This is a genomic window from Bradyrhizobium sp. WBOS07, assembly GCF_024585165.1.
In the GTDB taxonomy this organism is placed as follows: domain Bacteria; phylum Pseudomonadota; class Alphaproteobacteria; order Rhizobiales; family Xanthobacteraceae; genus Bradyrhizobium; species Bradyrhizobium japonicum_B.
The window spans coordinates 2,980,644-3,005,215 of record NZ_CP029008.1 but is presented as its reverse complement, the minus strand read 5'-3'; the positions used below and the strand labels follow the sequence as shown (position 1 = coordinate 3,005,215).

Genomic DNA, 24,572 nt, shown 5'->3' with positions numbered 1-24,572 from the left:
GGCTAGCCATCGGCCGATGCCGCGCCGAGCACCTCGTCACAATGCTTGTTCACCCAATCGTTGCAGCAGCAGGCCCTGGCGTCGAGCGCCGCGGCGTCAAGGATCAGGATGGCGCCGCGCCGGGTGGCGAGGATGCGCCGGGCCTTGAACATCTGGATGACGCGGCTGGCATAGCTGCGGGAGACGCCGAGCATGCCGGCGAGCTGCTCATGGGTGAGGGGGATCTCGGCCCGGCCGATCCGCGTTTGCGTGGAGATGATCCACTTGGCGGCGCGCTGCTCGATCGGATGCGCGGCGTTGCAGGCCGCGTTCTGCAGCAATTGCGCGAACTGGCAATCGGCATAGCGCGAGAACGCCTCTTGCAGCGCGGCCGACCGTTGCTGCGCCTGCTCGAGCGCGCGCAGCGGCAGCCGAACGAGCGTGCCGCCGAGCTTCACGACGATGCGGGAATAGGCGAGCGAAGCATTGCGGCCGGCGGCAACGCCCACCGCTCCCTCGCGTCCCACCAGCAGGCTTTCGACCTCGCGGTCATCCTCGACCGGAACGGCGAACGACACCAGCGTGGGACCACAGGGGAAATGAACCGCCGCCACGGCGTCGCCGGCATGATGCAGGATGTGGCCCGCCTCGAGGTCGACCGGCTGGAGATGAGGTGCAAGAAGCTCGAAATCTCGGGGGGCGAGCTGCCGGAGCAGATCGTTCGGGGGCCGACCGGTCACAGTTTCTTCTCTTGGCTGGCCGGGAATCGGCGCCGGTCGCAACCCTACGTTTCCGTAGCGGAACCAACGGTTCCAAAGTGCACACAAGGGGCGGCTCAGGGGCCGAAAAGTTGGCGCGCCGGCCTTAGCCGCGGAGACCGCAGGGGGCGATGAAGATCACCCCACCCGTGCTTCGCGGTCTGCCGTAGATCGGCGCTCGGCCGCGTGCGCGCGATAGGCGTCGATCGCCCTGTTGGCGAGCATCAGCTGCCGGCGTTCGCCGGTCCTGAGCTGGGCTTCGATGGCGTCGAGGAGGAAGTTCGCGCTCTCGTCCGGCGGGCCGAGCTCGCCGCTCTGCTCGAGGCAGCTCCAGGCGATGAAGAATGCGCTTTCGACGGTGCAGCGAATGGACATGCGCTGCCAACGCGGCGAGACCGAAGGCGTTCCGTGCTGCGGGCCCGACTTGCGTCGGGCCCGCAGCCAGCGATCGGTCAGTTCTTCAGCACGATGCGGCCGACGACCTTGCCGGCACGAAGCTCGTCGATCCATTTCTGGACGTCGCCCATCGGCTCCTCGCGCATCGGCGTCGGCTTGATCTTGCCGGCGCGCGCCAGCGCCATCAGCTCATGGGCCTCGGCGAGCGTGCCGACCATGAAGCCCTCGATGGTCATGCGCTTGTAGACCCATTGCACCATCGGCAACGTGAACTGGCCGCCCATCAGGCCGGAGACCACGATCTTGCCGCCGCGCGCGGCGACCGCGACCGCAAAGGCCATCGACTTCTCGTTGCCGGCGAAATCGACGATCTCGTCGAAGCCGCCTTCGGTCTCCTTCAGGATGCGCTTGATCACGTCGGGCTCGGACGGGTCGTAGGCGACCGCGGCGCCGTTCTTCAGCGCGGTGTCGCGCGCGGCCGGCGAGAGGTCGGCGACCGTGATCGGCTGCTTGAACATGGCTTGCGCAAACGACAATCCCATCATGCCGACGCCGCCGAGGCCGATCAGCAACAGGTTGCGCTGGCGCGGACGGTCGACCAGGCGCTTGAGCGCGCCATAGGCGGTGACGCCGGAGCACATCAAGGTCGCGGCCTGGTTGACGGGCAGGGGATCGTAGTCGAGCAGATATTTCGCGTCGGGCACCAGCACGTGGGTGGCAAAGCCGCCGTCGATGGAGACGCCGAGGAAGCGCTGCTTCACGCAGAGATTCTCGTCGCCATTGGCGCAATCGCGGCACTGGCCGCAGCCGATCCAGGGGAAGACGGCCTTCCTCGCGCCGACGAGACTGGCCGGCACGTCCGGGCCGACCTCGTCGACGACGCCGGCGATCTCATGGCCGAGGGTGAACGGCAGCGTCATGCCGCGCGTGGTGTCGAGCTTCTTGCCGCCGCCGAGATCGGCATAGCCGTCCTGGATATGCAGGTCGGAATGGCAGAGGCCGCAGCGCTCGATGCGCACCAGAACCTCGGCGCCTTTCGGCTTCGGCGTGTCGACGATGGTCTCGCACAAGGGCGCGTCGAACTTGACCAGGGACTGCCTGCGCATCAGCGCCATTTTCTTTCCTCCGGAATTCTTGGTTACTCGGTTTCGCTGCGTATATCCGCCAATTCGCGCGCCATGGCAACAAAGCCGGAGATGGGAATGGTCTCTGCGCGCCGGGTCGCATCGACGCCGGCGGCCTGCGCGAGCCGCGCCGGATCCGCTTGAAGCGACTTCAGGCTCTGCCGCAGCATCTTGCGGCGCTGGCCGAAAGCGGCGGCGGCGACCTGTTCGAGCAGCTTGCGATCGCAGGCAAGCGGCTCTGCGCGCGGCTTGAGGCGCACCACGGAGGAGGTGACCTTGGGCGGCGGCACGAAGGCGGACGGCGCGATGTCGAACAGGATCTTGGTCTCGCAGCGCCAGTTGGCGAGCACGCCGAGCCGGCCATAGGCCTCCTCGTCCTCGTGCGCCACGATGCGCTCGGCGACCTCGCGCTGGAACATCAGCACCATCATGTCGTACCAGGGCGGCCAGGGCTCGCTCGTCAGCCAGTTGATCAGGAGCTGGGTCGCGATGTTGTAGGGCAGGTTGGCGACGATCCTGGCTCGCTCGCCGTCGAGCAACGGGCGGGGATCGAATGTCATGGCGTCGCCATGCACGATCTCGAGCCTGCCGGGATAGCGCGCGGAAATATCCTGCAAGGCCGGGATCGCGCGCTCGTCGTGCTCGATGGCGATGACCCGCCGCGCGCCGAGCGCCAGCAGTGCGCGCGTCAGCCCACCCGGGCCGGGGCCGATCTCGACGATGGTGGATTCTTCGAGCGGCGCCGCGGCGCGCGCGATGCGCGCGGTGAGATTGAGATCGAGCAGAAAGTTCTGGCCGAGCGATTTGCGCGCCGACAGCGCGTGCCGGCGAATGACCTCGCGCAGCGGCGGGAGGTCGTCGATCGCGCTCATCAGCTTGGTGAGCTTGCTGAAGCCGCCATGCGGCTGGCGAGCCTCAAGGCTGCGATCAGACTCGCCGGATTGGCCTTGGCCGTGCCGGCGATGTCGAAGGCGGTGCCGTGATCGGGCGAGGTGCGGACGAAGGGCAGGCCGAGCGTGACATTGACCGCGTTGTCGAACGCGACCGTCTTGATCGGGATCAGCGCCTGGTCGTGATACATGCAGATGGCGCAGTCATAGGTGCTGCGGGCGGCCTCGTGGAACATGGTGTCGGCGGGCAGTGGGCCCCTGGTCTCGATGCCGTCATTGCGCAGGACCTTTAGCGCCGGGGCGATGATGGTCTGCTCCTCGTGCCCGAGCGAGCCGTCCTCGCCGGCATGCGGATTGAGGCCGGAGACCGCGATGCGCGGCCGCGCGATGCCAAAGCGGGATTTCAGCTCGGTTGCGACGATGCGCACGGTCGCGACGATCAGCTCGCTGGTGAGCTGGGCCAGGGCATCGCGGATCGAGAGGTGAATGGTCACCGGCACCACGGCGAGCTGCGGCGACCATAGCATCATCACCGGCTGCGGCACGCGGCCGCTCTCTGCGGCGAGCTCGGCGAGGAATTCGGTGTGGCCGGGATGACGGAAGCCGGCGCGGTAGAGCACGCTCTTGGCGATCGGATTGGTGACGACGGCGCTGGCGCGGCCCTCGCGCACATCGCTGACCGCCTGCCGGATCGAGGCGAGCGCGGCCGGCGCGCTCGATGCGTCGGGCTTGCCGGGCTCGGCGGTCGCGCGCTCGCCGGTGGCGACCACGGGCAGGGCATCGGTGAAGGCGGAAGCCGCCTCACCGGGGCTCACCGCCGCGGTCCTGACGCCGGCCCCCAGCGACGGGGCGAGCGCCTTGGCGCGGCGCGCGATCAGCGCCTCGTCACCGAGCAGATAGAAGGCGGGCAGGTTCAGCTCGCGGCGCCGCAGCCAGGCTGCGATCGTGATGTCGGGGCCGATGCCGGCCGGCTCTCCCAGGGTCAGGGCAAGAGGAAGGGCAGGCGGCTTTGCTGCGCGATCGGCCATCAGCGGTTGCGATATTCGATCATCGCCGCCTTGCGGAGCTCGTCGAGATAGGCCTTCTGGGTCTTCTCGTATTTCTCCTGATACATCTTCTCGCGGACCTCGCGCTTCTTCGGCGTGTCGATCATGGTCGGCTTGCGCGAGCACAGCACCACCATCTCGATGCCGTTCTTGGTCAGCTCGGGCGCGGTCAGATGGCCGATCGGGGTATCGTCGAGCACCTTGCGCAGCGCCTCCGGCAGTTCGGCGCTGGTCTTGGTGACGGTGTCGCGAATGGTGGCGTTCGGCGTCGAGCGGAACAGCGAATTGGCTTCCTCGCAGCTGCCGACCCGCGCGCGATAGCTCTCGGCTTCCTTCTTCCGGGTCTCCATGAACGCCGGGGACGAGCCGCGCGGCACGATCAGCACGATCGGCTGCATCTTGTACTCGGTGCCTTCGACCTGCAGCTTGTCGCCGGTCTGGGCCTGCACGGCCTGCGCGACGTCGCGCTCGCCGACGAGCAGCTTCTCCTTGAAGCGGCCGCGCACGAGGCTGCCCCAGACCATCTCGGCCCTCATGCGGCTCTTCAGCGTTTCGGGGCGGAGGCCTTTGGATTCGAGCGACTTGGCGAGCTGGTCCGACGTGATGCGCATGCGCTGCGCCATACCCTCGAAGGACTGGTTGATGTCGGAGGCGCTGGGATCGACCCCGTACTTCTTGCCCTCCTTGATCTTCACCTTGTCGTCGATCAGCTGGTTGATGACGTCCTGCCGGCTCGGGGTCTTCTGCGTCGTCAGCTGGTCGAGCTTGGAGCGCTGCTCGATGTCGAAATCGGTGATCGGATCGCCGTTGACCATGACGACGATGTTCTGCGCGCGCGACGGCGAGGGCAATCCGGTCAGGATCAGCCCGGCACCGATGGCAAGCAGGAGGCGGAAGACGGGCAATGGGGTCGTCATGATTGTCGCTCGCATGTCAGCCGCGTCGAGCCTGTGAGGGGGGGCAAGCGCGGCCGGCACTTCAAACCGTTCACTGGAGGCCGGCGGAACTGCTGCTCGCCGACGAGGTCGCCAGCGTGCGCAGACCGATCTGGAACATGAACGCGTGGCTCAGCGTGGGCGGCGCGGTTCCCGCGGCATAACTATACGAAGTTACATAGTTCGCCGCCAGCACGAAGCAATCGTCGACATAGCCGGCACCGAGCACATATTGGTTGATCTTGTTGGCCTCGAGATCCCAGCGCGCCGAGCCCGACACCACCCAGTTGGTCGCCACCTTCAGCGAGCCCGTGGTCAGGATGCCCTCACGGCGGGCGAGATAGCCGAGCTCCGGCTGGGCTGCGTAATTGCCGTAGATCACGCTGACCGCCCAGCGATTGAAGTTGGCGCGGCCTTCCGCCTCGAAGCGTTGCACGTTCCAGGTCTGCTCGTCCATGCGGGAGCGGACGCTGAACGTGTAAGTGCTGTTGGGCGAGTAGCTCGTGCTTGCGACGTAATCGGAACGCGGCTTGTCCAGGCCGGAATTGAGGCCGGTGTTCATGGCGTCGTTGACCGCGAAGGAGTTCAAGCCGAACAGCTGGTAGGACTGGCCGAACAGCACCTTGACCGCGCCGCCCCGGTCGAACTGCGTGGTGGACTGCACGCCGACATTGGCGCGGCCGCCGCCCTCGACGCGGTCGTAGCCGGAGAACTTGTCGACGCTGAACAGGTTCGAGGCGTCGAACACCAGGCTCTGGGCGTCCTCGTTCGGGAGCCTGCCGGCATAGGTCTCGTTCGGCCGGATGATGATCTGCGCGATCGGCTCGACCGTGGTCGATCCCCAGGGCTGAATGTTGATGAAGGGGTAGCGGTATTCGAGGCCCACGGTCGGCATCAGGCGGAACGCCTGGGTGTCGCCGACCGGAAGATAGTTCGACACGCCCGGCTGGTTGGAGACCGAGGAGTTGATCGCGTCGGCGCGCAGGCTCGCGAACGGCGTCCAGATCTGGCCGAACGGGTCGGTGAAGGACTTGCGCCACTGCGCTTCCGCCGTGAGGCGGGTGTAGGTGCCGGCGAAGCCGCGCAGCAGGCACTGCGAGGGCATGCGGGCGAGCGGATCGGCCGACGCCGTCGTGCACAGGCTGCTGGTATTGGCGGTCGTCGTGATCGGATCGAACACCGCCTGGTCACGCGACAGGTTGACGAAATTGGTCTTGTAGCTGACCTCGCCGCCGAAGACCGGATAGTTGAGCACGTTGGAATAGTCGATCACCGGATAGACGATCGGCACCTGGCTCTGGTTGCCCGAATAGCTCAGCCAGTACATCGTCCGCGCATCGAAGAAGCTGCGGTTGCCGACGCCGGTCAGATAGAGCTGCGACAGCGCCTCCGTCGGCAGCAGCAGGAACGAGCCGAGCGGATCGCGGTACTGATAGAGGCGGTAGTCCGAGAAGAAATAATAGTCGGACATCAGGACGCCGTCCCAGCCCCAGACCCATTTGTCGTTCAGCGCGAACTGACCCTTGGTGTCGACGGCGCCGCGGAAGTCGCGGTCGCCGGGCTGGCCGGAGAACGCGCCGGGATCGAGCTGGTTGATGCCGTAAGCGCGGATCTGGTAGGCGCCGTCGATCAAGCGCTGACGGAATTCGCCCTGCAGCATCACGCCCTGCCGCGTCATGAAGCGGGGGGTGAAAGTCGCGTCCATGTCGGGCGCGATCGCCCAGTAATACGGAACCTCCGCGCCGAATCCCGTGTTCGCCGTGCCCGGGAAATAGCCCGGCATCAGGAAGCCGCTCTTGCGCTTCACGGTCGGGTCGGGCGTCGAGAAATAGGGCATATAGGCGAGCGGCACGCCGAAGAACTCGATCTGTGCCGTCTCGAAATACAGCATCTTCTCCTGCTGGTCGTGGATGATGCGCGCACCCTTGACCTGCCACAGCGGCGGCTTCTTCGGATCGTCCCGACACGGCGCGCAGGCCGTGTAGACGCCGTTCTCGAACACCGTGTAATTGCCGCTGGAGCGGTCGGCGCGGCTGGCGGCCATGCGGGTCTGGTCGGCGGTGTCCGCGCGCAGCGAATCGACGAAGCCGTCGCGGTAATCGTCGGAGAGATCCATGATCTCGGCATAGGTGATCTTGCCGTCGGCATCCGTCATGCGGATGTTGCCTTCGGCATGCAGCCGCTTGGTCTTCTGGTCGTAGATGACCCTGTCGGCCTCGACGCTGGTGCCGTTGTAGAACAGCTGGACGTTGCCGACCGCGGAGACGCGCGAGTTATTGTAGTCGTAGTCGACCTCGGTCGCCTGAACCAGCATCTGGTTGTCGTTGGGGGCCTTGGGCGGCTTCGGACGCGGCGGCAGCGGATTGTAGGTATATTGGGCGGAGGCCGGCGTCACGGCGGCAACGTCGATCAGCCCGCCGAGCGAGGCCGCGGTCACGACGGCGAGCAGCAGCCTGGACAAGCCGCGCCCGTCCGCGCGCACCAAGATGCGCCGCGTCAACCGAGACACGAGCCCTCGTTGGACGGCACTCACTAACCGTCCTCCTGGTAGAGCAAGGCCAAAAAGCCGGTGAGGCCGCCCACTACAACGGGCAACCACGCCGCAGCGATCGGATGCATCAACTCAGCCTTGCTCAGATCCTCAGTTACTTTCGACAGAACGTAGAGCAGAAAGCCTGCGCCCACGCCACTCAAAACCATCTTCTGCACGCCGCCCATCCGGAAGAAGCGCAACGACACGGAGGCCGCGAGCATCACCATGGCGGCAAGCAAAAACGGCTGTGCCAGAAGCTTCTGATACTGGAGTCGGTATCCGGCTGTCGCGAAGCCCGAGCTTTCGGACGAGCGGATGTAGCTCGGTAGTTGCCAAAAGGACACAGTCTCGGGGGTGGAAAAGCTGTTGCGGACCTGCGCCTCGGTCAGCGTCGTCGGAATCTCCAGGCTGGCCTGGTCGATCGGCGGGGCGTCCAGCGAGAAGCGGCGGACCCCCTTGAACAGCCAGCGGCCGGCCTCGAGCGTCGCCTCGCGCGCCTCGACCCGTTCCTTGAAGTGCTGGTCCGGGTCGAACCGGAACAGCGTCAGCCCCGTGAGCCGGACGCCCTGCTGCTCGCTACGCGCCGCGTTGATGATGGTCTGGCCGTCGCTGGTCACCTGATTGAGCCAGAAGCCGGAAGCGTCCTGGATCCCGCCGCCGGGCGCCGAGCCGAACAGCTCGGCCTCCATGCGCTTGGAGGCCTCGCGCAGATTCGCCGACATCGGATTGTAGGCGACGGTGGCGATCACGCCGATCAGGAGCGCACTGCCGAGTGCCGGCGCGATGAACTGCCATGCGGAGATGCCGGCGGCGCGCGCGACCACGAGCTCGAGCCGGCGGGAGAGGGCGAGATAGCACGTCATGGCGCCGATCAGCATGCAGAACGGCGTCAGCTTCTCCAGGAGCTGCGGCACCCGGAACAGCGAGGTCTCGGCCACCATGAGCGCCGAGGCGGAGGCAAGGCCAGAGGTCTTGCGCACCATCTCGATGTAGTCGACCAGCACCAGCAGCAGGAAGATGCTCGCGAACACGCCGAGCGCCGCGACCACGAAGCGGCCGGCGAAATAGCGCCCGAGTGTGTTGGTCAGCATGCTCATGCGGTGGCCGGACGTCCGAACAGCCGCGCGATGCGCGCGTTCGACCTGTTGATGGCCTCCATCAGGCCGGGGGGCGGCTCGACCACGACGCCGCTGATGATCATCCACAACCCGACGCCGATGGCGCTGAACACCATCGCGTATTGCACCAGCACCGGGCCCGACGACTTCACCGCCATCACCGAGCACGCAAAGCCCGCCATGCGCAGCCCGAACACCGCGATGATCGACGAGCCGATCGAGAAGTTGCGGCTCTGGCGGGTGGTGCGCGGCGCGCCGAGGAAGGCGAAGGTCAGCACGGCAAAGGCGAAGGGATAGATCGGCGCGAGCAGGCTGTCATGCAGGGCCGAGCGGAATTGCCCGGGAATCTGCTTGTAGACGGGGTCGTCCTCGGACGGCGAGAACAGCTCCCAGAGATAGCGCTCGCGGATGCCGAGGGTGACGTCGCGGCCCTGGTTGGAGAATTTCGACATGTCGAAGCCGTAGCGGCCGAAAGCCACCAGCGCCGGATCGCGCTTGCCCGCCTCGAAGCGCTGCAGATTGCCCGTCTCCAGCACCAGGAACGAGCCGGTGTCGTTCTTCACGATCTCGCCGCGTTCGGCGACGATCGAGACGCGCTCGTTCGGATCGCGGCGGTCGTCGATGAAGATGCCGGCAAGAACGCCGCCGGGCAGGCGTTCGCGAATCCGGATCGTGAGGTTCTTGTCGAGCTGGGCGAAGCGGCCGGGCTGCAGGATGTTGGTGAGCACGTCGGCGGTGATCTCGGCGTCCCACTGCTTGATTCGCCGCATGCCGTCGGGGGCGAGATAGGCCGCGATGAAGGCGACCAGCAGCGCCACCACGCAGGTGGCGTAGAAGAACGGATAGAACAGCCGGAACGGCGAGAAGCCGGCGGCATTCATCACGATGATCTCGGAATCGGTCGCGAGCTTGTTCAGCGTGTGCGAGATCGCGATCATCAGCGCGATCGGCGAGATGATCAGCACCAGGGCCGGGACGACGAGGCTGGTGATGCCGAGGAAGGTGAGGATGGTCTGACCCTGGCTCGTCATCAGGTCGATGCCGCGCAACGCCTGCGTAATCCAGATCACGCCGGTGAGGCTGACCAGGACCAGCGCAAACGACGCCAGCGTCGTGCGGAAGATATACCTATCGATCGACCCCATGCGCTACCGCACGAACCCCACCACGTCCCCAATGTCGGCCGAAATTCCGCTTGCCCAACCAATCCCCGATCAGGGGATCCCCAAGGTTGGCCACAGGGCTCTTCCGCCAGCTCACTCTCTCACTACCATCCCTTTGATCCGTCAACAAAATGGCTGGCCCGTGGCACCCTCAATATATGGTTAATATTTCGCTCGTTGTGGCCTTGAGGCCACGGGGGCGCTTGGCATTGGCCCGGCCGCTGGCCCATAGTGCGCAAGGCTCAGTGAATCGTCGTTCAGGGCTCGCCCCGGCGGATTGCCGCGAATGACAAAAGATCAAGGCTTTTAAAGGAGTTACCCATGTCCGATGCCATCAAGGTCGGCTTCGTCCCGTTGTCATCAGCCGCCCGTGGCATCCTGGTCGTGTTCTGCGACGACAGCCTCAAGGTCGGTCCCGCGACGGCCAAGGCGCTGGGCGGCGCTGTCGATCTCGTGAAGCGCGCGGCGGCTGCCGCCGCCTTCAAAGGGAATAGCGGGGCCGCGCTGGACATCCTGGCGCCGGAAGGGGTGAAGGCCACCCGCCTGCTTGTGATCGGCGCCGGCAAGGCGACCGACCTGAAGACGAACGATTTCCTCAAATTCGGCGGTGTGGCGGCGAGCAAGCTTCCCAGCGGGACTGCCGCCATGACCGTCATGGCGGAACTGCCGGCGGGAGCAATGACGAGCGAGCAGGCGGTTGCGGTCGCCTCCGGCCTGCGCCTACGCGCCTACAAGTTCGACCGTTACAAGACCAAGAAGAAGGACGGCGAGGAGGGCGGCTCGCGCGCCGACATCTCGCTGGCGGTCGGCGATGCCGCTGCCGCGAAGAAGGCGTTCGTCGCGGCCGGCCATGTCATCGACGGCGTGATGATCGCGCGCGACCTCGTCAACGAGCCGCCGAACGTGCTCTTCCCCGAGGAGTTCGCGCGCCGCGCCAGTCAGCTCCGCAAGCTCGGCGTCAAGGTCGAGGTGCTCGACGTCAAGGCGATGCAGAAGCTCGGCATGGGCGCGCTGCTCGGTGTCGGCCAGGGCTCGGCGCGGCCGAGCCGGACCGTGATCATGCGCTGGGACGGTGGCAGGAAGGGCGAGGCGCCGGTCGCCTTCGTCGGCAAGGGCGTCTGCTTCGACACCGGCGGCATCTCGATCAAGCCGGCTGGCAGCATGGAGGACATGAAGGGCGACATGGGCGGCGCGGCCTGCGTGGTCGGCCTGATGCACGCGCTGGCGGCGCGCAAGGCCAAGGCCAACGTGGTCGGCGCCATCGGCCTCGTCGAGAACATGCCCGACGGCAATGCGCAGCGGCCGGGCGACATCGTCACCTCGATGTCGGGCCAGACCATCGAGATCATCAACACCGACGCCGAGGGCCGTCTCGTGCTGGCCGACGTGCTCTGGTACGTCGCCAAGAAGGTGAAGCCGAAATTCATGGTCGATCTGGCGACCCTGACCGGCGCGATCGTGGTCGCGCTCGGCACCCACCATGCCGGCATGTTCTCCAACAACGACGAGCTTGCCGAACGCCTGCTGACGGCCGGCATCGAAACTGGGGACAAGGTCTGGCGCATGCCGCTCGGTCCCGAATACGACAAGCTGATCGACTCCCAGTTCGCCGACATGAAGAACACCGGCGGCCGTCATGGCGGCTCGATCACCGCGGCGCAGTTCCTGCAGCGCTTCGTCGACGGCACGCCCTGGGCCCATCTCGACATCGCCGGCACCGCCATGGGCGCGCCCAAGACCGACATCAACCAGAGCTGGGGCAGCGGCTATGGCGTCCGTCTGCTCGACCGCCTGGTCGCCGACCATTACGAACGCAAATGACCCGAGATGACTGAAGTCCTGTTCTATCATCTGCAAAACATGACGGTGGAGAACGTGTTGCCGCCGCTTCTCGAGAAATCGCTCGAGCGCGGCTGGCGCGTCGTGGTGCAGTCGACCTCGGAGGAACGCGCCGATGCGCTCGACGCGCATTTATGGACCTATCGCGACGATTCGTTCCTGCCGCACGCGACATGGCGCGTGAGCGACGCCGCCGACCAGCCGATCGTGCTGGCGATCGAGGAGGGCAATCCGAACGGCGCCCATGTCCGCTTCCTGGTCGACAATGCCGCCCTCCCGGAGGATGCGCAGGGCTATGCGCGCATGGTGCTGCTGTTCAACGGCGACGACCCGGATGCGCTGGCGCTCGCCCGCAGCGCCTGGACGGATTGCAAGGCGCGGGGATTTGATGTCACCTATTGGCAGGCCGACGAGCGGGGCCGGTGGCAGAAGCGGAATTAGGGCCTTCCGCAATTAATGATAATTTGCACTTTTCGGGCGATGCTGGCTTTGGTCACCTTCGTGCCGCAAAGTGATGTTGGGACAATCGCTTAGGGCTGGTCCTTCACGCGGGGAATTTGGTTTATCGTGCGACATCAAAAGCTTCCCAAGTCGCTCCTGTTTGCGTTGGCTGCAATAGCACCGCTGGTCGCGGGCTGTTCGGGCGGGAGCGATCTGTTGTCGAAGGATGCGGAATGGTTCCGGAAACCGGGCCGTCTCTTCATCAAGAACATCTCGATCGAATCGCCGCCGCTGACCCCCGACAAACCGGTCGGAGCTGAGGATCTCGTCAGCGCCGACGGTGGCTGTCCCGGCATGGCGCCGCCGCCCGGGCCGGCCGATGCCAACGCATCGACGACGCCGGCGCCGATGGGCGGCACGGTCGCGCTCGGCCACACTGAATGCGACGTGGTGCGCGGCATCGGCGCGCCCTCGAGCGTCAACCTCTCCAACGATGCCGCCGGCCGCCGCGTTGCGGTGGTGACGTGGGCCACCGGACCGCGCGCCGGCATCTACACCTTCACGGCCGGACGGCTGTCCTCGATCGAGGGCAATCCGGAACCGCAGCCGGTGCCAAGGGCGGCCAAGCCGAAGAAGAAGCAGGCGTAGGCGGGATCGGCTCCGCTGCAATGAAACGAAGAGTCTTCGCTCCAAGACATCAGCGGGGCAGACCCGATTGATGGCCGCGTCAGCGGCGCCTTCAGAGGATCGGCTTGGTGCTGAAGCGATCAGGCTGGCGAACGCGGAACCGGCCCTTCATCTTGAAGCCGTCACGCATGTTGAGACCGAGCAAAACGATGTTCGTTGCTCCGGCGACCAGTTCGAGGGCCTGCACGGCGTAGAACGTGGTGTCGAATTCCGCGGCCTTCGCCTTGGAGGCGAGGAACACCGCGGCGGGAATCAGAACCAGGATGCCGTTGCCGGCAATGAACGGCATGCGCTTGATCTTCGCACCGATCAGGCCGGCGCGCCGCTCCTTTGCCAGGACGAATCCCGAGCCTCCCGTCGCCGCAAGCATCGGAATGAGCAGCAGGAAGCCCCACGGTATGGCGGTCTTCACCATGGCGATGGTCTCGTGTGACGCAAATAGCTCGGTGAGAGCCGTGGAAAGCCAGAAGGTCGCAATCGTCGTCAGTGCGACTGCTCCTGCGAGTGGATGGATGATCCTGGTCATCGGGTCTGCCGTTGTCGAAGCGAGCTACACGACGCAAATGCCTGATACCGCGACCTTCTGGAACAGGTGCGGGGAGGCGACCGCGGATGCAGGGTAAGCCGAGATCTTCGACCTGAACTCCGGGTGCGTGAACGCAGCCCGGAAGTCGGCGGTCGACTGCCAAACCGCATAGTTCAAATAAGCGGGATTTTCGCCAATCGCGCGGTGAAGCTGGGTGGAGATGAAGCCCGGCTGCCGTTTCATGAAGACGGCATCGTCCTGCCAGACCTGGAGAAAGCTTTGTTCGTCGGCTTTGTCGAGCGTGAACAGATTCACCAGCATCACGGGGCCGGTGTCGATGCCGAGCTGGCGCTCGATGGGAAAGTCCGGGTCCAGTGGGCGTAAGCGTGCCATGACGAACTCCGTCGAGATGGTTTTATGGTGCCAATATGGCACTATGGGAAATCTAATAATTTGACATCATAGTGTCAATATCAATGTATGGTGACGGATGCGACAATCCCAACGGACGCCGGCCGGCGATGCTCTGACGAACCTCATGCTCGACTTGTTTCGGCTGAACAGCCTGCTCCTGACCGCAGGGGACCGTTTGGTGGCCCCGCTCGGGCTCACCAGCGCCCGCTGGCAGATTCTCGGCGCCATCGTCCAGGCGGAGCGGCCCCAGCCGGTGGCCTGGCTCGCCCGCGATCTGGGCGGCAATCGTCAGAACGTGCAGCGGATCGTCAACGATCTGCACGCGGAAGGCCTGGTTGCCTTCGAGGCCAACCCGCATCACCGCCGAGCCCAGCTCGTGGTCCTGACTGACAAGGGGCGGCGCGCTTTCGATGCCGCCATGGCTTTGCAGATACCATGGGTCAACAGCCTATCCGAAAGGCTTGCGGTCAAGGATCTGCAAACGATTCACCGCGTCGTCGCGGCACTGCGAACCAAGCTCGAGAGCGAGGCCGAGGCGCAGACGTAGCGGTGGGCGAGCGGCAAGGTCGCGCGCAGGTCACACCGAATGCGATGTGGTGCGGGATCGGTGCGCCCTCGAGCGCTGAGATGTTCCTGATCATGTCGCATTCGTGATGGTCTCGCGCCCCAGAATGCGCTTTGATGGCGCAAACAACAATCCGGAGGAAACGATGCGGTTCATTGCCCTGGTGTCGGCGCTGCTCCTGCCGCTCAGTGCGGCTGTCGCGCAGGACTACCCGACCCGGCCGATCACCATGCTGGTGCCGTTCGCCGCCGGCGGGCCGACCGACACCATCGCGCGGCTGACCGCGGCAGGCATGGCCAAATCGCTGGGCCAGCAGGTCATCGTCGAGAACGCGACCGGAGCCGGCGGCACCATCGGCTCGACCCGCGCCGCGCGCGCCCAGCCGGACGGCTACACGCTGCTGATCCATCACGTCGGCATCTCGACCGCGGCGACGCTGTACCGCAACCTCAGCTACGACACCAAGACGGCCTTTGCGCCGATCGGGCTCGTGACCAACGCGCCGATGACCATCATCGCGCGTGCGGATTTCCCGGCCAACACGCTCAAGGAATTGGTCGCCTACGCCCAGCAGCAGGGCGACAAGCTGACCTACGCCAACGCCGGCCTGGGTGCGGCATCGCATCTCTGCGGCATGCTGTTCATGACGGCGATCCAGAAGCAGCTCACCACGGTGCCGTACAAGGGCAACGGCCCTATCATGAACGATCTGCTCGGCAAGCAGATCGATCTCACCTGCGATCAGGCCACCAACACCACCGGTCCGATCACGGCCAAGCAGGTCAAGGCCTACGCGATCACCACCAAGGAGCGGCTGAAGAGCCTTCCCGACCTGCCGACGGCGGACGAGGCCGGCCTCAAGGGGTTCGAGCTCGGCGTCTGGCACGGCATCTATGCGCCCAAGGGCACACCGCCGGCGGTGATTCAGAAGCTGACGGCCGCGCTTCAGGCCGCGCTGAAGGATCCCGCCTTGGTCGCGCGCTTCAACGACATCAACACCGAGCCGGTGTCGCAGGACAAGGCAACGCCGGAGGCGCTGGGCGCGATGCTGACGAGCGAGATCGACCGCTGGGCGCCGATCATCAAGGCCGCCGGGCAGTACGCGGACTGAGCCGGGGTCCAGGAGCCGCGTGCCGCGCTGACGCATGGGTCCCGGCTCTGCGTCGCGTCATTTCATGCCGCGCCGCGTCCGGGACACGAGAGCTCGCTTACCCCGCCGCCTCGTCGAACTGCGTGCTCGCCTCCAGCCATTGCTCCTCCGCCCGCGCCAGCGCGTCGGCCGCGTTGGCACGCGCCTTCGACAGCTGCGCGGCCTGCTTGGGATCGCGCGTGAAGATGTCGGGCAGGGCCAGCGCGGTGTCGATCTTGGCGATGATCTCGCTGACGCGGGCGATCTCGGCTTCGGCCTCCGCGATGCGCTTCTTCAGCGAGCCGCGATTGTCCGACCTTGCGCGCTGCGGCTTTTCGCTTGGCGCGTTGCGCTCGCGCGGGGCGGGCTCGCCGTTGCGGGTCGAGAGCACCAGGCGGCGATATTCGTCGAGGTCGCCGTCGTAATTGGTGACGGTGCGATCGGCGACGATCCAGAGCCGGTCGGCGCAGGCCTCGATCAGATAGCGGTCGTGCGAGACCATGATCACCGCGCCGGGAAACTCGTTGATGGCTTCGGCCAGAGCGCCGCGGCTGTCGATGTCGAGATGGTTGGTCGGCTCGTCCAGGATGATCATGTTGGGGCCGAAGAAGGTGGCAAGGCCCAGCAGCAGCCGCGCCTTCTCGCCGCCCGACAATTTGCCGGCCTTGGTGTCGGCCGCCTTGCCGGAGAAGCCGATCGCGCCGGCGCGCGCCCGTACTTTCGCTTCGGGCGCATCGCCCATCAGCTTGCGGACATGGTCGTAGGCCGAGGCGTCCTCGTTGAGCTCGTCAAGCTGGTGCTGCGCGAAATAGGCGATCGACAGCTTGTCCGCGCGCGTCACCTTGCCGGAGAACGGCGCGAGCCGTCCGGCCAGCAGCTTGACCAGCGTCGACTTGCCATTGCCGTTGGCCCCGAGCAGCGCGATGCGGTCGTCGTTGTCGATGCGCAAGGTGACGCGATTGAGCACGGGCGCGGCCGGATCGTAGCCGACCGAGGCGTTGTCGACCGCGATGATCGGCGGCGAGAGGATCTTCTCCGGCGCGGGAAAGCTGATCTCGCGCACGTCCTCGGTGACCAGCGCGGTGATCGGCTTCAGCCGCTCCAGCATCTTGACGCGCGACTGCGCCTGCCGGGCCTTCGAGGCCTTGGCCTTGAAGCGGTCGACGAAGGCCTGCAGGCGCGCGCGTTCGGCCTCCTGGCGCTTGACAGCCTTGGCATCGAGCAACTCGCGCGCGGCGCGCTGCTCCTCGAACGAGGAATAGCTGCCCTTGTAGAGCGTGAGCTTGCCGCGCTCCAGATGCAGGATCTGGTCGACCGAGCTTTCGAGCAGGTCGCGGTCGTGGCTGATCACGATCACCGTGCGCGGATAATGCGCAAGGTGATCCTCCAGCCACAGCGTGCCTTCGAGATCGAGATAGTTGGTGGGCTCGTCGAGCAGCAACAGATCGGGCGCCGCGAACAGCGTGGCGGCAAGCGCGACGCGCATGCGCCAGCCGCCGGAGAATTCGGCGCAGGGACGGAGCTGATCGGCGGCGGAGAAGCCGAGGCCGGAGAGAATCGCGGCGGCGCGGCTCGGCGCCGAATGCGCATCGATGTCGACGAGGCGGGTCTGGATCTCCGCGATCCGATGCGGATCGGTCGCGCTCTCGGCTTCAGTGAGCAACGCGTCGCGTTCGAGGTCGGCCTTGAGCACCACGGAGATCAGGCTTTCCGGTCCGTTCGGGGCTTCCTGGGCCAGGCTGCCGATCCGCCAGCGCGGCGGCAAGGTTACCGAGCCATGCTCGGCGGCCAGCTCGCCGCGGATCACCTTGAACAGCGTCGACTTGCCGGTGCCGTTGCGTCCGACCAGGCCGACGCGCGAGCCCGGCGTGATCTGCACGGAGCTCTGGTCAATCAGAAGACGTCCGGCGAGGCGGATGGAGAGGTCGGTAATGGACAGCATGCGGCCTTGTCACCGCAGCCGCCGTCAAACGCAACCCGTTTCTGCAAACGGCTTTGACCGCCGCTCAATGCGCGTCGCGGTCGCGGCGCTCCAGCTCGTCGAGGAGCTGCTCCAGATGTGTCGGGAGCCGGGGCTCGGGACGCAGGCTCTGCTGGAGCCGTTCGCCCACGGCATCGCAAATCGATCGGCTGGTGCGCCGGTCGATCTGCTCGCTGTCATTGGGAAAGGGCCCAACCATCACCAGGTTCCGTGTTCTCAAAGTAAAGACACGGTACCAAGTCATTGACCCCCAAAATGGTTTCGCCAATCCTTGGGGATCGCTGCCATTCTCGTCAAAATTGCATGAACCCCGTCACATCCGCCCAAAATGCGGAGCCCCGGCGGGGGGATCGCCGGGGCTCCTCTTGGAAGGTACCTGTGGGGGCGCAGATACCTCAGGGTTTTAGGAAGGTGCTATCGGGCTCAGTAGCAGCGGTTGATCAGCCGCCAGCGGGGTCCCCAGGGGGTCGGGACCAGCCGGCGCACATAGCAGCCGCCATAACCGTAGGAGACGGGGGCATAGAAGCGCGGTCCGCCCCAGCGATGGCCGCCGTGCCAGCCGCCACCGCCATGCCAGCCCGGACCGCCGCCATGCCAGTGCGCGGAGGCCGAGGTCGGCGCCAGCGCGGCTCCGAGCGCAACCGCAGCGACAGCGGCAAGCGAAAGTTTCCTCAACATGGTGATCTCCTCAAAACTGCCGGCGCGGGGGCATCCGCGTCGATGGAAAGGCCGCCGAAACGGTCCGCCTGATGGTCAGGCTTTGGGTTTCGATGGAAGGAGCATAAGCCGGCAGGCCGAACCAAAGCCTGAATGGAGGCTTCAGATTTGGTTCATCTGGGTGAAATCTCGGTAATCCACGTCCGCATCCGGCCGGGCCGCCGGTGGCGCGGTGCCGGCGAGGCCGTCCGGACGCTCGCTTGCCGTCCGGCGAAGGCGCCGATATAAGCCCCCCAATCTGACAACCACCGCTTTTCTTCCCAAGGACAGATCATGGCCCTCGAACGCACTTTCTCGATCATCAAGCCCGACGCGACCGCGCGTAACCTGACCGGCGCCGTCAATGCCGTGATCGAAAAGGCGGGCCTGCGGATCGTCGCGCAGAAGCGCATCCGCATGACCAAGGAGCAGGCCGAGACCTTCTATTCCGTCCACAAGGCGCGCCCGTTCTTCGGCGAGCTCGTCGAGTTCATGACCTCCGGTCCGGTCGTGGTGCAAGTGCTGGAAGGCGAGGGCGCCATCGCCAAGTACCGCGAGGTGATGGGCGCGACCGATCCGGCCAAGGCCGCCGAGGGCACCGTCCGCAAGCTCTACGCCAAGTCGATCGGCGAGAATTCGGTGCACGGCTCGGATGCGCCGGAGACGGCCGCGATCGAGATCGCGCAGTTCTTCTCGGGCAACGAGATCGTCGGCTGATCGATCGGCCGTAAGTCGAATCGGCCGTAAGTTAAAGACTGGGCGAAAGGACTCATTGTGGACTGGCTCTGGCAGATCTTCGATCCCGCGACGATCGGGGCATTCTTCACCCAGTTTCGCAACGAGATGGCTGCGCCGACCTTCTGGCTTGCGGTCGGCAAAATCATCTGGATCAACATCCTGCTCTCCGGCGACAACGCGCTGGTGATTGCGCTGGCGTGCCGCGGCCTCTCGCCGCGCCACCGCCTCTGGGGCATGATCTTCGGTGCCGGCGCGGCGGTGATGCTGCGGATCATCTTCACCGGCATCGTTGCCACGCTGATGGGCCTGCCGTACCTCAAGCTGATCGGCGGTCTTGCGCTGATCGTGATCGCGGCCAAGCTGTTGGTGCCGGAGCACGAGGACGATGATGACGTCGATGCCGCCGCGCATCTGTGGCACGCCATCCAGATCGTCGTGGTCGCCGACATCGTCATGAGTCTCGACAACGTCATCGCGGTGGCCGCCGCTGCCAATGGCAGCGTGCCGCTGCTGATCCTCGGCCTTGCCATCAGCGTGCCGCTGATCGTCGCCGGCGCGGCGCTGATCATGGCGCTGCTCGAAAAGCTGCCGGTGCTGGTCTGGGCCGGCGCGGCGCTGCTCGGCTGGATCGCAGGCGAGGTGATCGCGACCGATCCCGGCGTCGCGCCCGGCCTGCACGCGCTGTTCGATGGTCCGCTCGGTGCCTCGCTCGACGCCATGCTCGGTGCCCTGCGCATCCCGCCGCAATTCGGCCATGGCGGGGCCGGCGGCGAATATTTCTGCGCCGCGCTCGGCGTCCTCGTCGTGCTGGTGGTCGGCACCATCTGGCGCCGGCGCAAGCTGATGGCCGCCGCGCTGGAATCGTCCGAGCGCCACGCCAGGGCGTCGGCCGAGTAGGCCGGCCGCTCAGTCGATGGTGCCGAGCTCCGTCACCGGCGTCGTCCAGTAGACCAGCTTGGTTCCGGCGAACGAAGCCCGCATCCGCTCGACCAGCCGGCCGGCATCTTGCCCTGCCAACACCACCTGCACGACGGTCTGGTCGGCATGGCCCTTCACGCGTTCGGCCGCCGTGTGCAATCGGACCTCAATGCCGTGACCGGCGGCCTCAAGGGCTGTGAATCCTGAAACCAGATCGCCTTGTTCGGCGAGATAGTCGAACACCTCGTCGCGGAGCCGATGCGGCACGATCAGCGTAAGGCAGACGGGCTGGTCGATCATTTCGCCACCTTCGACGTCCCGCCGTAGCGGCGATACAGGATCGGCAGGAGAATCAACGTGAGCAGGGTGGAGGACAGCAATCCTCCAATCACGACGACTGCGAGCGGCCGCTGCACCTCGGATCCCGGCCCGGAAGCGAACAGCAGCGGGATCAGGCCCAGCGCCGTGATGCTCGCGGTCATCAGCACGGGCCGGAGCCTGCGCATGGCGCCTTCGACGACGATGCGGTCCTCGGACAGACCGTGGGCGCGCAGCTGATTGAAGTAGGACACCAAGACGACGCCGTTGAGCACGGCGATGCCGAGCAGCGCGATGAATCCGACCGAGGCTGGCACCGACAGGTATTCGCCCGTCACCACCAGGGCGAAGACGCCGCCGATCAGGGCAAAGGGAATGTTGACGAGCACCAGCAAGGCCTGGCGGATGGCGCCGAACGTGGTGAACAGCAGCACGAAGATCAGGCCGATCGCGACGGGGACCACGATCGACAGGCGCGCGGCGGCGCGCTGCTGGTTCTCGAACTGTCCGCCCCAGGTCAGCCGGTAGCCGCTCGGGAGCGGCAGCTCGGTTGCCACCTTCTGGCGCGCCGCTTCGACGAATCCGACCATGTCGCGGCCGCGCACGTTGGCGCGCACCACGCTCATGCGGGCGCCGTCCTCGCGGTCGATCTTCACCGGGCCGTCGACGCGCTGGATGCGGGCGACCTGCGACAACGCCACATGCTGCCCCGAGGCCAGCGTCAGCGGCAGGCTCGCCAGCAAGGTCGGTGCTTCCCGCGTCGTCTCGCTGCCCCGGATCAGGATCGGCGTGCGGCGTCCCTCCTCGAGCGCGGTCCCGATGGTCCGGCCCTCGATCTGGGTCCGCAGCGAGTTGACGATCGAATCCACGGTCAGGCCGAGGCGGCCCGCCTCCATGCGGTTGACCGCAACCGTGTAATATTGGGCGCCTTCGTTCAGCGTGGTGTAGACGTCCTCGGCCCCGTCGATGCTGGAGAGGATCGCCGACAATCTTGCCGCGGTCTCGTTCAGCCTGGCGATGTCGGGGCCGAAGATCTTGACGGCGACGTCGCCGCGCACGCCGCTGATCATCTCTTGCACGCGCATGTCGATGGGCTGGGTGAAGCTGAGCGAGATGCCGGGAAAGCCGCTCAGCACCTCGCGAAGCTTCTGCAGCAGGTCCTCGCGGTTGTCGCTGGCGCGCTCGGCGGCGGGCTTGAGCACCAGGAACGTGTCGGTCTGGTTCGGTCCCATCGGATCGAGGCCGAGCTCGTCCGACCCGGTGCGGGCGACGATGCCGGCAATATCAGGCACGGCCAGCAGCGCGGTCTGGAGCCTCGCGTTCATCGCAAGCGACTCGTCGAGGTTGACGGAGGGAAGCGTCTCCACGCTGACGATGACGTCGCCTTCGTCCATCGTCGGCATGAAGGTCTTGCCGAGCTTGGTGTAGGCGAAGCCCGCCGCGACCAGGCCGATCAGCGCCGCCGCCATCACCTTGCGCTCGTTGTTCAAGGCCCAGTCCAATGCCGGCGCGTAGACCCGCTGGGCCGCACGCACCAGCAGGGGATCGCGATGCGAGGCAGACTTGAGCACGAAGGAGGTCGCGACCGGGATCAATGTGAGCGCCAGCAGCAGCGAGCCGGCCAGCGCGAAAATGATGGCCAGCGCGACCGGGATGAACAGCTTGCCCTCCAGCCCCTGCAGCGTCAGCAGGGGGACGAACACGATGATGATGATGAGCACGCCCGAGGCGACCGGCTCCAGGACTTCGCAAACCGAGCGGTAGATCAGGTGGATCAAGGGGAGCGTCTTGCCCGGTTCGTGCTTGCCGAGGTTGCCGACGATGTTCTCGACCACGACCACCAGGGCGTCGATCAGCATGCCGATCGCGATCGCGAGTCCGCCGAGGCTCATCAGGTTGGCCGACATTCCCACCACGCGCATGATGATCAACGCGATTACGATGGCGAGCGGCAGGCTGAGCGCGATCACGAGCGAAGCCCGCCAATTGCCGAGGAACAGCAGCAGGAGAACGATGACGAGGGCGGTGGCCTCGCCGAGCGCCCGCACCACGGTGCCGACGGCGCGGTTGACCAGGCGGCTGCGGTCGTAGAACACGTTGATCGAGACGCTCTTGGGCAGCGTGCCTTGCAGCTCCGCGAGCCGGGCGCGCACGTCGCGGATGAGCTGGCCCGCATTGGCGCCGCGCAAGCCGAGGACGAGCCCCTCGACGGTTTCGCCGCGGCCGTCCGCCGTGACGGCGCCATAGCGCGTCAGCGTCCCGACTTTGACGGTCGCGACGTCGTTGACCAGGATCGGCACGCCCTCGCGGGTGTCGACCACGATGGCCTTGATGTCCTCGATCGAACGGATGCTGCCCTCGATCCGGACCAGGGCGCTGTCCTCGCCCTGGTTCACCCGTCCGGCGCCGTCGTTGCGGCTGTTGGCCTCGATGGCGCGGCGAAACAGGTCGTAGGAGATGCCGCGCGCGGCCAGCGCATCGTTGCGCGGCACGATCTCAAAGGCGCGGACATAGCCGCCGAGCGCATTGACGTCGGCAACGCCGGGCACCGTCCGCAGCGCGGGGCGGATCACCCAGTCGAGCAGGGTGCGGCGCTCGGCGAGCGAAAGCTCGGGGCTGTCGATGGTGAACATGAACATCTCGCCGAGCGGGCTCGTGATCGGCGCCAGACCGCCGATCACGCCTTCCGGGAAGTCGCGCGAGATGTTCGACAGGCGCTCCGAGACCTGGTTGCGCGCCCAATAGATGTCGGTGCCGTCCTCGAAATCGACGGTGATGTCGGCCAGCGCGTATTTCGTGGTCGACCGAAGCACCTTCTTGTTCGGCAAGCCGAGCAGCTCCAGCTCGATGGGCACGGTGATGCGCTGCTCGACCTCTTCAGGGGTGAGACCCGGCGCCTTCATGATGATCTTCACCTGAACCGGCGAGACGTCGGGGAAGGCGTCGATCGGCAGGCCGGGCAGGAGGACGGCGCCGGCGCCGATCACCAGCAGCACGCTCAGCATCACGAACAGCCGCTGCGACAATGCGAACGCAACCAGGCGGCGGAGCATCTATTGTCCCAGTCCCGAGAGAATGCCGCGAAGCGCCGAGATGCCGCCGATCGCAATGGCATCGCGGTCCGTGATCGGGCCCGATACGACGACGTGTTCCTGATCCTCCGCGAGCAGCTTGACCGGGACCAGGCGGAAGCCGCCGTCGAAGGCGACGAAGATCGAGGTCTGCTCGCCCCGCCGGATCAGCCCGCTAAAGGGAATCTCAAAGGCGCTTTCGCCGGCGGAGAGAAAGCCGATGCGGGCAACGGTGGTCTGACCGGGATGCAGCTCGCCGTCGTTGGGAACTTCGGCGCGAACCAGAATGGTCTGGGTGGCGTGGTCGATGGTGTCGGAGACCAGCACGACCCTGCCGGGCGTGGAATAGCCCTCGATCTCGACTTTCGCGCCGGTGCGGATCGCCCGAATATTGGCGGCGGGGACTGCGATCTCGGCCCACAGCGGCGACAGCCGCGCCAGCTTGACCAGCGGCGCGGATTGCTCGAGCCGCTGCCCCGGCGACACCGTGATCTCGACCACGGACGCGGTCTGCGGCGCGTTGACCGTGAGCGTGCCGCTGATCGCCGCCTCCTGGGCCAGTCGGGAAATGGCATCGTCCGACATCCCGCTGAGGCGCAGCACCTGGCGCCGCTCGGCGACGACGAGAGCGGCCTGGCGCGCTTCGGCCTGGCTCGCCTCCAGCACGCGTTGCGGCACGGCCTTGCCCTCGAACAGATCGACGTTCCGCTTGAGCTGCTGGCTGGCGAGATGCTCCTGCGCGATCGCGTGCAGATAGTCGCGTTGCTGGGAGACGAAGCTCGGGCTCTCCAGGGTGACCAGCGGCTGGCCGGCAGTGGCGCGATCGCCGCGCCCGACCAGGAGATTGGCGACCATGCCCGCCACCGGTGCGCTGACGACCCACAATTGCGGCGTGGGGATCATGATCTGGACGGGGTAGGGCAGCGTCAGATCGGTCCGGCTGGCAACCGGATGGGTCACGCGGACGCCGAGATTGCGCGCCTGCGCATCGCTCAGCTTCACCTCGTCCTGCGCCATCGATACCGAGCTCGGCAGCCACAATGCAATGGCGAAGAGCGCACGAACGAGCACACCCCCGGAAGAGCTGAGAGGGAGAGTTTTGCGACGTATTCGCATCAGGAATAACCCACGCCCGGAGGCGAACGAAGCGCTGATCGATGGCGGATTTGGATTACTCCGCCGCCGCGTTGATGGGTTGATTTGCCTCAAGCGGGCCAGCCATCGTGGAAGGCTGCTCGCGGTTCGCAGCGCGCTTCGCTTGATCTCGGTTGATTGCTTCATGGCCGTAGAGGTCAAGCTGTCTTCAC

24 protein-coding genes are annotated in these 24,572 nt (G+C 66.1%); 7 read left to right on the top strand and 17 right to left on the bottom strand.

The features are described 5' to 3' along the window. Nucleotides 1-2: 2 nt before the first annotated feature. The 9 genes from DCM79_RS14195 to lptF form a co-directional block, all read right to left on the bottom strand. A complete protein-coding gene (locus DCM79_RS14195) occupies nt 3-719 on the bottom strand; it encodes a Crp/Fnr family transcriptional regulator (RefSeq protein WP_257180377.1) in 717 nt (238 codons plus the stop codon). 156 nt (nt 720-875) lie between these two features. Beyond that, nucleotides 876-1,112: a hypothetical protein gene (locus DCM79_RS14190; RefSeq protein WP_257180376.1), complete on the bottom strand. Its 237-nt coding sequence runs from the start codon at nt 1,110-1,112 to the stop codon at nt 876-878. A 77-nt stretch (nt 1,113-1,189) separates the two neighbouring features. Then, nucleotides 1,190-2,248 (bottom strand): alcohol dehydrogenase, encoded by a 1,059-nt coding sequence (locus DCM79_RS14185; RefSeq protein WP_257180375.1) that lies wholly within the window; start codon nt 2,246-2,248, stop codon nt 1,190-1,192. A 23-nt stretch (nt 2,249-2,271) separates the two neighbouring features. Next, on the bottom strand, nt 2,272-3,129 hold the full coding sequence (rsmA, locus tag DCM79_RS14180) for a 16S rRNA (adenine(1518)-N(6)/adenine(1519)-N(6))-dimethyltransferase RsmA (protein ID WP_257180374.1): 858 nt from the start codon (nt 3,127-3,129) through the stop codon (nt 2,272-2,274). Then, a complete protein-coding gene (pdxA, locus tag DCM79_RS14175) occupies nt 3,129-4,175 on the bottom strand; it encodes a 4-hydroxythreonine-4-phosphate dehydrogenase PdxA (protein WP_257180373.1) in 1,047 nt (348 codons plus the stop codon). The genes rsmA and pdxA overlap by 1 nt, the downstream gene beginning before the upstream one ends. Beyond that, nucleotides 4,175-5,110, bottom strand: a complete 936-nt coding sequence (locus tag DCM79_RS14170; protein WP_257180372.1) for a SurA N-terminal domain-containing protein — start codon at nt 5,108-5,110, stop codon at nt 4,175-4,177. Before DCM79_RS14170 ends, pdxA begins: the two co-directional genes overlap by 1 nt. 70 nt (nt 5,111-5,180) lie before the next feature. Next, the gene (locus DCM79_RS14165) at nt 5,181-7,661 is read right to left on the bottom strand and encodes an LPS-assembly protein LptD (RefSeq protein WP_257180371.1); all 2,481 of its coding nucleotides are present in this window, start codon (nt 7,659-7,661) and stop codon (nt 5,181-5,183) included. Further along, nucleotides 7,661-8,758, bottom strand: coding sequence for an LPS export ABC transporter permease LptG (gene lptG, locus DCM79_RS14160; RefSeq protein WP_028136825.1), 1,098 nt, complete (start codon nt 8,756-8,758; stop codon nt 7,661-7,663). The genes DCM79_RS14165 and lptG overlap by 1 nt, the downstream gene beginning before the upstream one ends. Further along, nucleotides 8,755-9,924, bottom strand: a complete 1,170-nt coding sequence (lptF, locus tag DCM79_RS14155; protein ID WP_257180369.1) for an LPS export ABC transporter permease LptF — start codon at nt 9,922-9,924, stop codon at nt 8,755-8,757. Before lptF ends, lptG begins: the two co-directional genes overlap by 4 nt. A gap of 339 nt (nt 9,925-10,263) precedes the next feature. On the opposite strand from lptF, the gene DCM79_RS14150 reads away from it, so the two are divergent. From DCM79_RS14150 to DCM79_RS14140, 3 genes are all read left to right on the top strand, one after another. Then, nucleotides 10,264-11,763: a leucyl aminopeptidase gene (locus tag DCM79_RS14150; RefSeq protein ID WP_257180368.1), complete on the top strand. Its 1,500-nt coding sequence runs from the start codon at nt 10,264-10,266 to the stop codon at nt 11,761-11,763. 6 nt (nt 11,764-11,769) lie between these two features. Beyond that, on the top strand, nt 11,770-12,222 hold the full coding sequence (locus DCM79_RS14145; protein ID WP_257180367.1) for a DNA polymerase III subunit chi: 453 nt from the start codon (nt 11,770-11,772) through the stop codon (nt 12,220-12,222). 165 nt (nt 12,223-12,387) lie between these two features. Continuing rightward, on the top strand, nt 12,388-12,870 hold the full coding sequence (locus DCM79_RS14140) for a hypothetical protein (protein ID WP_257180761.1): 483 nt from the start codon (nt 12,388-12,390) through the stop codon (nt 12,868-12,870). A 91-nt stretch (nt 12,871-12,961) separates the two neighbouring features. Here DCM79_RS14140 and DCM79_RS14135 read toward each other — a convergent pair whose 3' ends face one another. Then, nucleotides 12,962-13,435 (bottom strand): hypothetical protein, encoded by a 474-nt coding sequence (locus DCM79_RS14135; RefSeq protein WP_257180366.1) that lies wholly within the window; start codon nt 13,433-13,435, stop codon nt 12,962-12,964. Nucleotides 13,436-13,459: 24 nt separating this feature from the next. Continuing rightward, entirely contained in the window at nt 13,460-13,828 is a 369-nt protein-coding gene (locus tag DCM79_RS14130; protein ID WP_257180365.1) for an antibiotic biosynthesis monooxygenase, read from the bottom strand. 97 nt (nt 13,829-13,925) lie between these two features. Here DCM79_RS14130 and DCM79_RS14125 point away from each other — a divergent pair, with 97 nt between their 5' ends. Continuing rightward, the gene (locus tag DCM79_RS14125) at nt 13,926-14,396 is read left to right on the top strand and encodes a MarR family winged helix-turn-helix transcriptional regulator (protein ID WP_257180364.1); all 471 of its coding nucleotides are present in this window, start codon (nt 13,926-13,928) and stop codon (nt 14,394-14,396) included. A gap of 163 nt (nt 14,397-14,559) precedes the next feature. Then, a complete protein-coding gene (locus DCM79_RS14120) occupies nt 14,560-15,525 on the top strand; it encodes a tripartite tricarboxylate transporter substrate binding protein BugD (protein ID WP_257180363.1) in 966 nt (321 codons plus the stop codon). 97 nt (nt 15,526-15,622) lie between these two features. On the opposite strand, the gene DCM79_RS14115 is transcribed toward DCM79_RS14120, so the two are convergent. The 3 genes from DCM79_RS14115 to DCM79_RS14105 form a co-directional block, all read right to left on the bottom strand. Then, entirely contained in the window at nt 15,623-17,485 is a 1,863-nt protein-coding gene (locus DCM79_RS14115) for an ABC-F family ATP-binding cassette domain-containing protein (RefSeq protein WP_257180362.1), read from the bottom strand. A gap of 64 nt (nt 17,486-17,549) precedes the next feature. Further along, nucleotides 17,550-17,723, bottom strand: a complete 174-nt coding sequence (locus DCM79_RS14110; RefSeq protein WP_257180361.1) for a hypothetical protein — start codon at nt 17,721-17,723, stop codon at nt 17,550-17,552. A 224-nt stretch (nt 17,724-17,947) separates the two neighbouring features. Then, complete coding sequence (locus tag DCM79_RS14105) at nt 17,948-18,202, bottom strand: sulfur globule protein precursor (RefSeq protein ID WP_257180360.1); 255 nt, start codon at nt 18,200-18,202, stop codon at nt 17,948-17,950. Between the two features lie 312 nt (nt 18,203-18,514). Here DCM79_RS14105 and ndk point away from each other — a divergent pair, with 312 nt between their 5' ends. Next, nucleotides 18,515-18,937, top strand: coding sequence for a nucleoside-diphosphate kinase (ndk, locus tag DCM79_RS14100; RefSeq protein WP_028136818.1), 423 nt, complete (start codon nt 18,515-18,517; stop codon nt 18,935-18,937). Nucleotides 18,938-18,994: 57 nt separating this feature from the next. Further along, a complete protein-coding gene (locus DCM79_RS14095; protein ID WP_257180359.1) occupies nt 18,995-19,855 on the top strand; it encodes a TerC family protein in 861 nt (286 codons plus the stop codon). Between the two features lie 9 nt (nt 19,856-19,864). Here the strand turns inward: DCM79_RS14095 and DCM79_RS14090 are convergent, their stop codons facing one another. The 3 genes from DCM79_RS14090 to DCM79_RS14080 are packed head-to-tail and all read right to left on the bottom strand — an operon-like array spanning nt 19,865 to nt 24,282. Beyond that, nucleotides 19,865-20,176: a DUF3240 family protein gene (locus DCM79_RS14090; protein ID WP_257180358.1), complete on the bottom strand. Its 312-nt coding sequence runs from the start codon at nt 20,174-20,176 to the stop codon at nt 19,865-19,867. Next, nucleotides 20,173-23,247 carry an efflux RND transporter permease subunit gene (locus DCM79_RS14085; protein ID WP_257180357.1) on the bottom strand — a complete coding sequence of 1,025 codons (3,075 nt, stop codon included), beginning with the start codon at nt 23,245-23,247 and terminating at the stop codon, nt 20,173-20,175. Before DCM79_RS14085 ends, DCM79_RS14090 begins: the two co-directional genes overlap by 4 nt. Continuing rightward, on the bottom strand, nt 23,248-24,282 hold the full coding sequence (locus DCM79_RS14080) for an efflux RND transporter periplasmic adaptor subunit (protein WP_257180356.1): 1,035 nt from the start codon (nt 24,280-24,282) through the stop codon (nt 23,248-23,250). Nucleotides 24,283-24,572 lie beyond the last annotated feature (290 nt).

Coding starts and splice junctions, on each gene's coding strand:
- DCM79_RS14080 (WP_257180356.1), bottom strand. CDS start 24,282: ATGGCGCAGGACGAGGTGAAGCTGAGCGATGCGCAGGCGCGCAATCTC.
- DCM79_RS14110 (WP_257180361.1), bottom strand. CDS start 17,723: ATGGTTGGGCCCTTTCCCAATGACAGCGAGCAGATCGACCGGCGCACC.
- DCM79_RS14090 (WP_257180358.1), bottom strand. CDS start 20,176: ATGATCGACCAGCCCGTCTGCCTTACGCTGATCGTGCCGCATCGGCTC.
- DCM79_RS14135 (WP_257180366.1), bottom strand. CDS start 13,435: ATGACCAGGATCATCCATCCACTCGCAGGAGCAGTCGCACTGACGACG.
- pdxA (WP_257180373.1), bottom strand. CDS start 4,175: ATGGCCGATCGCGCAGCAAAGCCGCCTGCCCTTCCTCTTGCCCTGACC.
- DCM79_RS14190 (WP_257180376.1), bottom strand. CDS start 1,112: ATGTCCATTCGCTGCACCGTCGAAAGCGCATTCTTCATCGCCTGGAGC.
- lptF (WP_257180369.1), bottom strand. CDS start 9,924: ATGGGGTCGATCGATAGGTATATCTTCCGCACGACGCTGGCGTCGTTT.
- DCM79_RS14150 (WP_257180368.1), top strand. CDS start 10,264: ATGTCCGATGCCATCAAGGTCGGCTTCGTCCCGTTGTCATCAGCCGCC.
- DCM79_RS14170 (WP_257180372.1), bottom strand. CDS start 5,110: ATGACGACCCCATTGCCCGTCTTCCGCCTCCTGCTTGCCATCGGTGCC.
- DCM79_RS14130 (WP_257180365.1), bottom strand. CDS start 13,828: ATGGCACGCTTACGCCCACTGGACCCGGACTTTCCCATCGAGCGCCAG.
- DCM79_RS14185 (WP_257180375.1), bottom strand. CDS start 2,248: ATGGCGCTGATGCGCAGGCAGTCCCTGGTCAAGTTCGACGCGCCCTTG.
- DCM79_RS14145 (WP_257180367.1), top strand. CDS start 11,770: ATGACTGAAGTCCTGTTCTATCATCTGCAAAACATGACGGTGGAGAAC.
- DCM79_RS14125 (WP_257180364.1), top strand. CDS start 13,926: ATGCGACAATCCCAACGGACGCCGGCCGGCGATGCTCTGACGAACCTC.
- DCM79_RS14105 (WP_257180360.1), bottom strand. CDS start 18,202: ATGTTGAGGAAACTTTCGCTTGCCGCTGTCGCTGCGGTTGCGCTCGGA.
- lptG (WP_028136825.1), bottom strand. CDS start 8,758: ATGAGCATGCTGACCAACACACTCGGGCGCTATTTCGCCGGCCGCTTC.
- ndk (WP_028136818.1), top strand. CDS start 18,515: ATGGCCCTCGAACGCACTTTCTCGATCATCAAGCCCGACGCGACCGCG.
- DCM79_RS14120 (WP_257180363.1), top strand. CDS start 14,560: ATGCGGTTCATTGCCCTGGTGTCGGCGCTGCTCCTGCCGCTCAGTGCG.
- DCM79_RS14085 (WP_257180357.1), bottom strand. CDS start 23,247: ATGCTCCGCCGCCTGGTTGCGTTCGCATTGTCGCAGCGGCTGTTCGTG.
- DCM79_RS14115 (WP_257180362.1), bottom strand. CDS start 17,485: ATGCTGTCCATTACCGACCTCTCCATCCGCCTCGCCGGACGTCTTCTG.
- rsmA (WP_257180374.1), bottom strand. CDS start 3,129: ATGAGCGCGATCGACGACCTCCCGCCGCTGCGCGAGGTCATTCGCCGG.